9 protein-coding genes are annotated in these 11644 nt (G+C 72.7%); 6 read left to right on the top strand and 3 right to left on the bottom strand.

The window, feature by feature from the left end:
- Position 1: 1 nt before the first annotated feature.
- A complete protein-coding gene (locus tag ACZ52C_RS01065; RefSeq protein WP_469072795.1) occupies positions 2 to 580 on the bottom strand; it encodes a TetR/AcrR family transcriptional regulator in 579 nt (192 codons plus the stop codon).
- 248 nt (positions 581 to 828) lie between these two features.
- Here ACZ52C_RS01065 and ACZ52C_RS01060 point away from each other — a divergent pair, with 248 nt between their 5' ends.
- Both ACZ52C_RS01060 and ACZ52C_RS01055 read left to right on the top strand, forming a co-directional pair.
- Entirely contained in the window at positions 829 to 3393 is a 2565-nt protein-coding gene (locus ACZ52C_RS01060; protein ID WP_469072794.1) for a M14 family zinc carboxypeptidase, read from the top strand.
- 25 nt (positions 3394 to 3418) lie between these two features.
- The gene (locus ACZ52C_RS01055) at positions 3419 to 4603 is read left to right on the top strand and encodes a serine hydrolase domain-containing protein (protein ID WP_469072793.1); all 1185 of its coding nucleotides are present in this window, start codon (positions 3419 to 3421) and stop codon (positions 4601 to 4603) included.
- A gap of 125 nt (positions 4604 to 4728) precedes the next feature.
- Here ACZ52C_RS01055 and ACZ52C_RS01050 read toward each other — a convergent pair whose 3' ends face one another.
- On the bottom strand, positions 4729 to 5751 hold the full coding sequence (locus tag ACZ52C_RS01050; RefSeq protein WP_469072792.1) for an NADP-dependent oxidoreductase: 1023 nt from the start codon (positions 5749 to 5751) through the stop codon (positions 4729 to 4731).
- Between the two features lie 129 nt (positions 5752 to 5880).
- On the opposite strand from ACZ52C_RS01050, the gene ACZ52C_RS01045 reads away from it, so the two are divergent.
- The 4 genes from ACZ52C_RS01045 to ACZ52C_RS01030 all read left to right on the top strand — a co-directional run bounded on the left by ACZ52C_RS01045 (position 5881) and on the right by ACZ52C_RS01030 (position 10648).
- On the top strand, positions 5881 to 6318 hold the full coding sequence (locus tag ACZ52C_RS01045; RefSeq protein WP_469072791.1) for a MarR family winged helix-turn-helix transcriptional regulator: 438 nt from the start codon (positions 5881 to 5883) through the stop codon (positions 6316 to 6318).
- An 83-nt stretch (positions 6319 to 6401) separates the two neighbouring features.
- The gene (locus tag ACZ52C_RS01040) at positions 6402 to 7652 is read left to right on the top strand and encodes a hypothetical protein (protein ID WP_469072790.1); all 1251 of its coding nucleotides are present in this window, start codon (positions 6402 to 6404) and stop codon (positions 7650 to 7652) included.
- Entirely contained in the window at positions 7645 to 7953 is a 309-nt protein-coding gene (locus ACZ52C_RS01035) for a hypothetical protein (RefSeq protein WP_469072789.1), read from the top strand. Before ACZ52C_RS01040 ends, ACZ52C_RS01035 begins: the two co-directional genes overlap by 8 nt.
- A gap of 319 nt (positions 7954 to 8272) precedes the next feature.
- Positions 8273 to 10648, top strand: coding sequence for a hypothetical protein (locus tag ACZ52C_RS01030; RefSeq protein ID WP_469072788.1), 2376 nt, complete (start codon positions 8273 to 8275; stop codon positions 10646 to 10648).
- 185 nt (positions 10649 to 10833) lie between these two features.
- On the opposite strand, the gene ACZ52C_RS01025 is transcribed toward ACZ52C_RS01030, so the two are convergent.
- A complete protein-coding gene (locus tag ACZ52C_RS01025) occupies positions 10834 to 11559 on the bottom strand; it encodes an SCO2400 family protein (protein ID WP_469072787.1) in 726 nt (241 codons plus the stop codon).
- Positions 11560 to 11644 lie beyond the last annotated feature (85 nt).

Here is an 11644-nt window from a genome sequence, read left to right as displayed (position 1 = left end):
GTCAACCGGGCGGCTGGGCGGGCCAGTTGCGCAGCAGGGCGTCGAGGGCGTCCAGGACGCGCTCCCAGCTCTCCTGCGAGTCGGGGGCGCTGTGGCTGAAGCCGCCGGCCGACTCCAGGCTGACGTAGCCGTGGAAGACGCTGCCGAGGAGCCGGACCGCGTGGGTCTGGTCCGGCTCGGTGAGGTCGTAGCCGCGCAGGACCGCCCGGGTCATCCGGGCGTGCCGGCCGCCCGCGCTCGCCGCGGCCGTCGGCGGGTCCAGCCGCAACTGGGCCGCCGCGTACCGGCCGGGGTGTGCGCGGGCGTAGTCGCGGTACACGTCGCCGAGCGCGGCCAGCGCGTCCTTCCCGGCCCGGCCGGCGAGCGCGGCGGCGCCCCGGTCGGCCATCTCCTCCAGGGCGAGGAGGGCGATCCGGGTCTTGAGGTCCTGGGAGTTGCGCACGTGCGAGTAGAGACTCGCGACCTTCACGTCGAAACGGCGGGCCAACTCCGAGACGGTCACCTCGTCGAAGCCGATCTCGTCGGCCAACTCGGCGCCCGCCAGGGCGAGACGTTCCGGGCTGAGTCCCGCACGCGCCATGCCCGTGGCACCGTCCTTCCGTCCGTGTTCCGGTCCGTTCGACCGGGTGGGTCGATTATGCAGTTGCCTAAAAGCTTTAGGCAAGTGGCGACAACCCTTAGGTCTCCGTGTCGTCTGTGCCCTCTTGTTGCCCGGGAGTCGAACATGTAGACCACCTGTGGTCGACCGGCCCCGGCCGGCCGTCGTCACACCCGTACCGGCACGTCGTAGGAACCCGCTCCAGAAGGAACCCCACTCCAGGAGGTAGCGTGCGTCCGCCGAGACCCGGCCCGAGATCCGCACCGTTCAGCGTCGCCGCCGTCACCGTGACCGCCGCCCTCACCGCGGGGTCGCTGCTGATCGCCCCGCACGCGGGCGCCGACCCCAGGCCGCCGGTCCGCGAGGGCTCGGCCCTGTCGCCCGGCGCCGCGCAGGCCCCGGCGAGCGTGACCCGCCGAGCCCTGACCGCCCCGGTCGCGGATCTCGCCGACACGGCCGGTACCGGCCGCGGTTACCCCCGCGAGCAGGTTCTCTCCCCCGACCCGGAGAACCCGGCCGACAAGTCCCTCAAACTGGGCCTCACCCCATACCACGCCATCGCCCCGAAGCTGAACGCGCTTCAGCGGCTCGGCGACCGGGTGAGCGTGGAGATCGCCGGCCGGTCGGCCGGGGGCCACCGGCTCTACCTCGTCACCGTGACCGCGCCCGAGACCGCGCGGCAGGCTCGCGACCAGGCGCGGATGCGCGAACTCATAGAGTCCGCACCCCGGTCGGCCGCCCGGAGCCCGGAAATCCGCAGGGCCTACAAGGCGCCCGTCTTCTTCAACAACAACATCCACGGCAACGAGTGGGAGGGCACCGACGCCTCGCTGAAGCTGATCGAGCGGCTGGCGACGGCGACCGACGCCGGGACGAAGGACCTCCTCGCCCACTCCCGGCTGTACTTCAACATCACCGCCAACCCGGACGGCCGGATCGCGGGCACCCGCGCCAACGCGGGCGGGTTCGACATGAACCGGGACTTCGTCACCGCCTCGCAGCCCGAGGTGCGGGCGATGCGGCAGATCGGCATCGACAAGCAGCCCGTCGTCATGCTCGACCTGCACGGGTACGTCAACGGCACGCTCATCGAGCCGACCACTCCCCCGCACGGCGAGAACTACGAGTACGACCTGTTCCTGAAGAACACCTACGCGAACGCGCTCCGCATGGAGTCCGCCGTCAACGCCCTCGGGTACACACCCGCCTCGGACGGTGTCGAGCCGGCCCAGATCCCGTTCCGCGACTCGGAGGAGGGCTGGGACGACTGGCCGCCGATCTTCACCCCGCAGTACGCGGCCTTCCACGGCACGGTCGCCGCGCACACCGTGGAGATCCCGCTCCAGGTGAACAACGCGGCGTACGAGTCGCTGCCGGTCGGGGAACTCCGCCGCCGCTCCGCGATCAACGTCGACGTGGCGGGCGCGGCCCTGCGCGCGACCCTCGACTTCGTCCGGGAGAAGCGGACTTCGCTGATCGCCGACCAGATCGAGGTCTTCCGGCGCGGTGCCACGGGCGCCGCGCAGGTGCCGGTCTCGGAGCGAACCGTGCCCGGGGTGCCCGGCATCGGTCCCGAGGACGTCTACACGACCGATTTCCCGCGCGCCTACGTCGTCCCCGCGGGCGGCGGTCAGCGCTCCGCCACGGCCGCCGCACGTCTCGTCGACCATCTGCTCGCCAACGACGTACGCGTGACACGCGCGACCCGCGCCTTCCGGCTCGACGGCCGGTCGTACGCGAAGGGGTCGTACGTCGTCGACCTGCGTCAGCCCAAGCGTGGGATGGCCAATGTGCTGCTCGCCGACGGGCGGGACATCAGCGACAAGGTCTCGGCGATGTACGACATCTCCGGCTGGAGCCTCGGGCGGCTGTGGGGCGCCACCGTGGTGGCCGCGCAGAGCGGCCGTCCGTCCGCCGTGCCCGCCCGGCCGGTGACGGCCGCCGCGCGCGTCGGACAGGTCGCCCCGCGCGGCGACCTGCGTCTCCGGCTCGACACCCCGCAGGAGATCGCCGCGCTCAACTCCCTTCTGCGGGACGGGATCCCCGTACGTCAGGCGGGCGACGGCAGCGCGCTCGTGCCGTCCTCGGCGCGACGGCGGGCCGAGGCGCTCGCCCGCTCGTACGACGTGGTCTTCGCCGCGGCCGAGGGCCGTCCGAAGGGCACGCCCCTGCGCCCGGTCCGGGTGGCCGCGGCCGTCACGGCGGGGGAGCTGTTCGCGCTGCGCGAGATGGGCTTCGACGTGGTGCCGGTGTCGACGGCGGTCCTCAACGCGGGCTTCGACTGGTCGAGGGCCGATGTGCTGTTCGTGTCGTCCGGGCTGTCGTACGGCGCCCTGAACCCGTCCGCCCGTACGGCCCTGTCCGGCTTCCTCGCCGGGCACGGGCTGGTCGGCCGCGGCACGTCCGGCGCGGCGCTGGCCACGGCCACCGGGCAGTTGCAGGCCACGGCGGTGCAGGGCAACGGAGACGCCAACGGTGTGGTGCGGGTGGTGAACGCGGGGGGCGCGGTGACCGGCGGCGCGCCGGGCCACAGCTTCGTCTACGCGCCGGTGTGGTTCACCGGTCTCGGCGGCGGCGTCACCGTCGAGCAGTCCTACGGCACCGGGAATCCGCTGGTGTCCGGGCACTGGCGGCCGCTGGAGGACGGCAGCGGTGGTCCGGCAGCGGCGGCGGGCCGGCCGTCGGTCGTCAGCGATTCGGACGCGGTCCTCTTCGGCACGGAACCGCTCTTCCGCGCCCATCCGAAGGGGGAACTCCCGCAGGTGGGGCGCGCGTTGCTGACCGTGTGGAGATAGCCGGGGTCGAGGAAGAGGAGTGCGCATGACCGAGGGGACCCGGACGGCCGCCGTCCACGGGACCGTAGCCGTCGGCTTCGAGGCGGTGCGCGAGGAGTTCGCCGCCTTCGTGGCGGGTGAACGGGCCGACTACGAGGGGCAGTTGGCCGCGTATGTGCATGGGCGGCGGGTTGTCGACCTGTGGGCCGGCCCCGCCGAGGAGGCGGAGACGGGCGGTGACGCGCTGCACGGCGTGTTCTCCTCCACCAAGGGCGCCGCCCACCTCGTCGTCGCGCTCCTCGTCCAGGACGGCGTACTGGAGCTGGACCGCGAAGTCGCGCACTACTGGCCGGAGTTCGCGGCCGAGGGCAAGGGCGCGGTGACCCTGCGGGAGCTGATCTCGCACCGGGCGGGCCTCATCGGCACCGATGCCGGGTTCACCCTGGAGGAGCTGGCGGACGACCGTGTCATCGCCGAGCGCCTCGCCGCGCAGCGCCCGTACTGGCGGCCCGGTGCCGCCTTCGGCTACCACGCGCTGGTCATCGGGGCGCTCACCGGCGAGGTCGTACGGCGGGCGACGGGCAGCACCCTCCAGGAGGTGTACGAGGAGCGGATCCGCGCGCCGTACGGGCTCGACCTCTTCCTGGGGCTGCCGGCCGAGCACGAGCCCCGCTTCCGGACCGTGCAACCGATGCTGCCGACGCCCGCGCAGCAGGCCGAGCTGGACGCGGCGCCCACCGGCCCGCACACGTTGACGTCGATCGCGTTCAACAACCAGGTGCCGGAGCCGGGAGAGCTGTCGGACTTCCCCAACGCGCGGATCGTGCGCGCCGGCGGGCAGTCGTCGGCGGGTGGCATCGGCTCGGCGCGGGGGCTCGCCGGGATGTACGCGGCGGCCGTCAGCGAGGTCGACGGGCGGCCGCCGCTGCTCAAGCCCGACACCATCGGCGAGTTCGGCCAGGTGCACTCCCTCGGCCACGACCTGGTGGCGCGCGCCCCGAAGGCGTTCGGCCTCGGCTTCCAGGCCACCGCCGAGCTCGTGCACCCCTTCCTCGGCGCCGGCACGTTCGGCCACAGCGGCGCGGCAGGCTCGCAGGCCTTCGCCGACCCCCGCAGCGGCCTCGCCTACGGCTACACGCGCCGCCGCACGGCCTTCCCGGGCGGAGCGGCCCCGGAGAACACGGGGCTGGTCCGGGCGGTGCACACGGCGGCACTGGCGGCACAGCCCTGAAGCACCGCGCACGAGGCGTCGCTGCTCTGCGGCACCGCACATGACGAAGTCCGCACCCCACGTCCAGGGGTGCGGACTCCGTCGTGTGCAACGACCGTGAGCGGGCGGTCGTCACGGGGTGGCGCTCAGAGCTTGACGATCATCTTGCCCGTGTTGTCGCCGCGCAGGACGCCGAGGAAAGCCTCCAGGTTGTTCTCGATGCCCTCGACGACTGTCTCGCGGTACTTGAGGGCGCCGGAGGCGACCCAGGGGCCGACCTCCTGGACGAACTGGGGCTGGAAGTCGTAGTGGTCGCCGACGAGGACGCCCTCGACGCGGAGGCGGTTCTGCAGGATCTTGACCATGTTGCGCGGACCCGGGGTCGGCTCGGTCGAGTTGTACTGGGAGATCATGCCGCAGATCACGGCCCGGCCACGCAGGTTGAGCGCGCCTATCGCGGCCTCCAGGTGCTCACCGCCGACGTTGTCGAAGTAGACGTCGATGCCGTCGGGGGCGGCCTCCTTGAGCTGCTCCCACACCGGGCCGTTCTTGTAGTTGAAGGCGGCGTCGAAGCCGTACTCCTCGACGAGCAGCTTGACCTTGTCGTCGGAGCCGGCCGAACCGATGACGCGCGAGGCGCCCTTGAGCTTGGCGATCTGGCCGACCTGGCTGCCGACGGCACCGGCGGCGCCGGAGACGAACACGGCGTCGCCCTCCTTGAAGGCGCCGACCCGCAGCAGGCCCGCGTAGGCGGTGAGACCGGTCATGCCGAGGACGCCGAGGTAGGTGGAGAGCGGCGCGGCGTCCGGGTCGACCTTGACGGCCTGCTTGGCGTCGAAGGTGGCGTACTCGCGCCAGCCGCCGAAGTGCAGCACGTGGTCGCCGACGGCGATGCCCTCCGCCGCCGAGGCGACGACCTCGCCGACGGCGCCGCCCTGCATGGCCTTGCCCAGCTCGTAGGGGGCGACGTAGGACTTCGCGTCGCTCATGCGGCCTCGCATGTACGGGTCCACGGAGAGGTACTTGTTCCGTACGAGGACCTCACCCGCGCCGGGCTGCCGGATCTCCGCCTCGACCAGGGCGAAGTCCTCGTCCTTGGGCCAGCCGACGGGACGGCTCAGCAGGTGCCATTCACGGCTGGTGGCGGGGAGGGCGGGGGTGTCGGACATGGGGGTGTGCCTTTCTGCGGTGCGTGGGGCACGCGGTGGCGCGTACATACCGGGTGGTTACTTCAGCGACTGAAACAACCATGCTCCTGAATATTTCATGTTGTCAAGTAAAGGGGTACCCTGGACGTCATGCCCACGCAGAAGACGACCCCCCGCATCGATCCGCTGACCATGGAGGTCGTCGAACTCATCGGCACGGTGGTGGCCCGCTACCACGAGGAGTACGAGGACGCCGCCGCCGAGCACAGCCTCACCGGCGCCCAGGCCCGTCTCCTCGGCCTCCTTTCCCTGGAACCGCTTCCCATGCGTCGCCTCGCCCAGAAACTCCGCTGCGAGCCGTCGAACGTGACCGGCATCGTGGACCGCCTAGAGGCCCGGGGCCTGGTGGAACGCCGCCCCGACCCGAACGACCGCCGCGTGAAACTGGCCGCCGCCACCGACGACGGCCGCCGGGTGGCCCGCAGCCTCCGGGACTCCCTGGACTTCGCCCGCGAGCCGCTGGCGGGCCTGAGCACCACCGAGCGGGAGTCCCTGCGGGATCTGCTGCGGCGGATGCTGGCGGCGTAGGCGCGCCGGGGTCGATCGGGTGTAGGTGCACCCGTCGGTCGTCCGGCCTACGCTGAACGGGGGAGTCTTTGCTGGAGGTCGGGATGACCAACGGGAAGGCCTTCGACGGCGCCGACGGGTCCGACGGCGCCGACGGCCCGAAGAGGCCCCGCGTCGCCGCCGTCGTTCTCGCGTGGGTCGCCGCACACGTCCTCGGACGCACACCGGCGCGGGACCGGGCATCGCGCCCTGCCGCCGACGGGCCGACCCGACCGGAGCACGTGGCCCAACTCCCCCGCCCCGCCGAGGAGCTGTTCCGAAGTCACCGGACAGCCTGGCGCGAGCGTGCCGTCGCCCACATCCTCTATCTGGAGCAGCAGGCGGCCCGTGAGGGATGCCGGCCGGTCGAGGACCCGGTCGAGCGGTGTCAGCGGGAGAAGACGCTGGAGGGGATCGCCCGGCAACTGCGGGAGGCGCGCGAGGCCGTCTCCGCGCGGCGCCGGCTGTTCACCGGGGCCGCGGCCCTGGAGAGAACGTGGGCCAATGTGCGCGCGGCCGACGTCATGCTGCTCAGGCTGTGTTCGGAGCAGGACCTGGTCGGCCGCAGCGCCGACGTGCTGAGCCACGTCGAGCAGCATCTCCGCCCGAACGACCCGCTGCGGGTGAAGGTGGCCGCGGCCGTGGGACGCGTGGAGGCGGAGGAGCGGCTGCCGGGGGACCGTGAACTCCTCGTCTCCGCCCTGAGCGCCTCCTACGAGGCGCTGGACGGCGAGTTCAGCAGGGTGCGCAGCCTCAGCATCATCCTGCGGATCGCGACCTTCTTCGTCCTCCTCGGCGCGGGCGGGCTCGCGCTCTGGGGATGGGCCTGCCCCGACTCCCTGAACATGTGCTTCCTCCCCGACAGGAGCGAGTACGCCGCCTGCCCGTCCGGGGAGATCGACCGCAACGACGAGGAACTGGCGCCCAGCGACTACGCCCAGCGGGTCGACGTCCTCGTCGTGGAGGCCGCGGGGCTCGCCGGCGCGGCGCTCACGGTCATCGCCTCCCTGCGCCGCATCCAGGGGACGAGTTCGCCGTACATGCTGCCGCTCGCGGCGGCCCTGCTGAAGTTCCCCACCGGGGCCCTGACCGCGTTCGTCGGAGTGCTGCTCATCCGGGGCGCGTTCATCCCCGGTCTGAGCTACCTGGACTCCAGTCCGCAGATCGTGGCGTGGGCCGTCATCTTCGGCGCCGCCCAGCATCTCGTGACCCGTTTCGTCGACGCGCGGGCGCGCGAGACGCTCTCGGACGTGGGCCGGCCGCCGACCGATCCGCCCGAACGACGGGCCCCCGACGGAGGGAAGAGCCTTGGCTGAGCCGGGTGAGCTGACCATCGCGCTGGAGGAGGGCTTCGAGGGCCAGCACGTCGTGGTCGCCGTGGACGGCGGCGTCGTCCTGGACGAGCCCGAGGTCCGCACCCGGCTGCAGATCGGCCTCGCGCGCTCGGTCCCCGTCCGGTTGCCGCCGGGCGACCACGTGATCGACGTACGGGTCGACGGCGTCGAGCGGCTGAGCGTCCGGGTCGACGCGGGCGCCGTCCGCTGGGTGGCGATCAGCCGCGCCGCCGACGGCGGCCTCGACGCCGTGACCGGCAGCGGCCGCCGCGGCTATGCGTGAGAGCCCGTCACGCACGGCGCGTCGCGCACGGCCCGGTCGCGGCGGCCCGGTCCCGGCGGTCCGGTTGCGCCTCTCCCCTGCCGGGCTTTGACTGGCGAGTGGGAACAAACCCGCCTGTCGGGTGAATCATCACCTTCCGTGCGCCGTCCGACGTCGCGTTCCCCGTACGACGCCCCCGCAGCCGCTTCCGCCGGCTCCGGCGCGTAGGGCGATGTCGTCCAGGCCCACGTTTCCTCGGTCCGGAACGGTCCGGGCTCCCGGCCGTTCACCGTTCACCTTCATCCGCGCGTGCTCGGCACGGGCGGAAGCGGGAGGCAGCATGACCACTCAGGAATCCAGCCCGCGCAGTGAGTTCGACCAGCTCGTCAACGCGGTGATGGGCACGATCACCCGGCGTCTGGGCGGCGAGAGGCAGACCGCGCGCGAGACGGCCGCGGAGGCCGAGGCCATCGCGCCGACCGGGCGCAGCGGCGTGTATCTGCGCCTCGATCTCCCCGTTCCGCCCGACGGCGTCGCGGGCGCCGCCGAGGCCGCTCCCGCCGCCGAGACGGGGCCGGTCACGCCGACGGCCTTCGGCTTCCCGTGGACGTCGGCCCCGTCGTCGGGCGACGGCGAACCTGCTGCCCCGCAGCAGTTCATGTCCGGTCAGGCCCCGGGCCGGGCCGAGGCCGCGGCGCCGGAGAGCGCCGTCGTGTCCTTCGAGGAACTGCGCGTCGACGTGGACGGCCCGGCTCCCACCATGACGGTCTCCGGCACGGTCTGGCGGCTCACCAGCGGCCGGCTCACCTGGCTCGCCAAGGTCCGCAAGGAGCCGAACGGCACGTACGCCGGACCGATCAGGTACCGCGACGGCAACTCGGCCCTGCGGCCCGGCACGGCGGTCCGGGTCCAGCTCACCGGCACCCCGCCCCTGCAACCCATGGGCGCGCTGGTGACCTTCGTACGGCCGGACGCCCCCGACGAGGTGGTGCGGTACGCGCACGCCACGCCGCACTTCCGCGAGGTGGAGATCGAGTACGACAGGGTCTCCGACGCCGAGCAGACCGTCGAGTACGCGTTGCACGACCACCCCGTGCGGCCGCCCGACCTCCCGAACACCACCCTCACCGTGGAGGACGCGTTCAGCCGGCAGGGCATCCGTGTCACGCGCACCCGGGGCAGCAACGAGATTCCGCTCTCCGAGTCGGTGAACGGCACCTGGTCCGACATCGAGATGCACGACGCCATGCAGCGGCACTGGTCCGCCTGGCAGCCCGGCTCCTCGGGACAGGGCGTCGCCCAGTGGCAGGTGTGGACGCTGTTCGCCGGCCGGCACGACGAAGGTCCCGGCCTGGGCGGCATCATGTTCGACGACATCGGCACCGCCCAGCGGCAGGGCTGCGCGGTGTTCTCCAAGTCGTTCGTCTCCGAGCGGCCGCCGAACGATCCCGACCCCGAGGCGTATGTACGGCGGATGCGCTTCTGGACGGCGGTGCACGAGATCGGTCACTGCTTCAACCTCGCCCACTCGTGGCAGAAGTCGCTGGGCACGCCCTGGATCCCGCTGCGGAACGAGCCCCACGCCTTCAGCTACATGAACTACCCGCACCGCTTCGACGGCGGAGAACAGGCGTTCTTCTCGGGCTTCCGCTACTTCTTCTCGGAGGACGAACTCCGCTTCCTGCGGCACGCTCCCGCGCGGTTCGTGCAGCAGGGCAACATCCCCTGGTTCGACCACCACGGCTTCGAACAGGCCCGCCGCAGCGCCGCCACCGGGCCGTTGGGGCTCACCCTGCGCTTCAACCGCGGCACCGACCGGCAGCGGGCCTACCGCTTCGGCATGCTGGAGCCGGTGATCGGGGAGCTGAAGCTGACCAACACCTCCGGGGCCCCCGCGATGGTGAACCGCGCGTCGCTGCGCGGCGACGAACTCAGCCTGCTCGTCCAGCGGGACGGTGCGACGGAGGCCCGGGTGGTCCAGCCGTACCTGCGTTACTGCCTGCGCCCGGAGCCCGTCCTGCTGCAGCCCGGCGAGTCGCTGTACGAGCAGGTCGTCCTCTCCAGTGGTGTCGGCGGCTGGCAGATCTCCGAGCCCGGCGCCTACCGGGTGTACGCGGCGCTGCGGTCCGCCCGCGACGGGGCCTCCTCCGCCACCGACCCCTCCGGCGGCCAGGTGCTGGCGGACCCGGTCACCGTCCGGGTGGAGCGCCCGGCCAGCCGTGACCAGGAGCGCCTCGCGGACGACGTGTTCACCGACACGGTGGGACGCGTCCTCGCGCTGGGCGGCAGCCGGGTCCTGGACGACGCCAACGACGTACTGCGCGAGGTCACCGAGCGGATCCCGGACACGGCGGTGGCCAGGCACTCGGCCGCGTGTCTCGCCACCGCGGCCACCGTCCCCGGCAAGGTCCTCGTGACCGGGAACGGCGCGGTGAGCGTGGAGGCCGCGACCACCGACGCGGAGGCGGGCGGACGGCTCGCCGAGCACGCCTACGGCGATCTCGGGGCCGCGGCGGACACCTTCGGTCACATCCGGCTGACGAACGACGTGACGCGGTACGCGGCCGGCCTGGACGAACTGGGCCGACGGGACTCGGCGACCCACCTGCTGGACGGGCTCGTCCACACCCTGGAGGACCGTCAAGTCAAGCCCGACGTGGTGCGCAAGGTGCAGTGGGAGAGGCAGCAGATCGCGGAGGGCCACGCCGACCGGTGACTCCGGATCCGTTTCCACCGACGGCCCCTGACGATGTGTCAGGGGCCGCCGCCGGTCGACTGCTCAGCGCCAGGGGGTGTTTCGAAAGTCCCGCAGAGCACCCACGGCGCCCGGCACGCCGAGAGCACGCACCGGACGCCGCGGGCACCCACAGGGCTTTCGAAACACCCCCCCCCAAGCGACCCCTAGGCGCACCACCACAGGAACTTCTCGCACGTCTCCGAGGGGGACGGCTCGGGGTCCGGGTCGTCGGGGGTGGGGTCGGAGGTGGGCCGCGTCGTCGGGTCGGGGGCGGAGGTGGCGGCCGGGGCGGACGGGGACGCGTCGGGGCGGGAGCCCGTGGTCGCCGACTGGCCGTCGCGCTCCTTCTCCTGCTCCGCCTCGTCCTTGTCCTTGTCGTCCTTCTCCGACTCGGAGGCGGACGGGGAGGCCGATTTCGAGGGCGAGGCGGACGGGGAGGCGTCCGCGCCGGAGCCCTCGGAGGTGTCGTCCCGCTCGGCCGCGCCCCCGTCGGGGGAGGCCGAGGCGCCGCCCGCGCGCTTGTCGTCGGCCGCGTTGGTGGCCGGACCCGAGCCGGGGGACTCCATGCCCAGCTCCGTCAGGCTGAGCGCGCCGACGGCCAGCAGCAGGCCGGAGCCGATCAGCAGGACGCGTTTGCGTCGCCGTCGGTGGGCGGCCGCCTTGCGGTCGCGGCGGTTGGAGCGGCTCCCCGCCGCGCGCTCACGGCCGGTCCGGCGGCGCGAGGCGCGGGGGCCGGGCTCGTCCGCCGGCTCCGGGGAGGTCTCCTCGACCTCCTCGGGAGGCGCGTCCGCGTCGTCCGCGTACGGGTGCAGATCTTCGACCGAGGTGCCGCAGCCCGGGCAGGCGAGGGCGCCGTTGAGGTGCCGTCGGCACGGGTGGCAGTAGTCCATGACGCGGGAAGACTAGATTCCGCACGGGGAGCGTTCCTAGAGGCTCCTGTGAAGGTTGTGTGCGGAACTGGGCTTTCCGGTTTGC

Source organism: Streptomyces sp. NPDC034049, assembly GCF_055575575.1.
This window is presented reverse-complemented; position numbering and strand designations above follow the sequence as displayed.

Coding starts and splice junctions, on each gene's coding strand:
- ACZ52C_RS01065 (WP_469072795.1), bottom strand. CDS start 580: ATGGCGCGTGCGGGACTCAGCCCGGAACGTCTCGCCCTGGCGGGCGCC.
- ACZ52C_RS01055 (WP_469072793.1), top strand. CDS start 3,419: ATGACCGAGGGGACCCGGACGGCCGCCGTCCACGGGACCGTAGCCGTC.
- ACZ52C_RS01050 (WP_469072792.1), bottom strand. CDS start 5,751: ATGTCCGACACCCCCGCCCTCCCCGCCACCAGCCGTGAATGGCACCTG.
- ACZ52C_RS01045 (WP_469072791.1), top strand. CDS start 5,881: ATGCCCACGCAGAAGACGACCCCCCGCATCGATCCGCTGACCATGGAG.
- ACZ52C_RS01040 (WP_469072790.1), top strand. CDS start 6,402: ATGACCAACGGGAAGGCCTTCGACGGCGCCGACGGGTCCGACGGCGCC.
- ACZ52C_RS01030 (WP_469072788.1), top strand. CDS start 8,273: ATGACCACTCAGGAATCCAGCCCGCGCAGTGAGTTCGACCAGCTCGTC.
- ACZ52C_RS01025 (WP_469072787.1), bottom strand. CDS start 11,559: ATGGACTACTGCCACCCGTGCCGACGGCACCTCAACGGCGCCCTCGCC.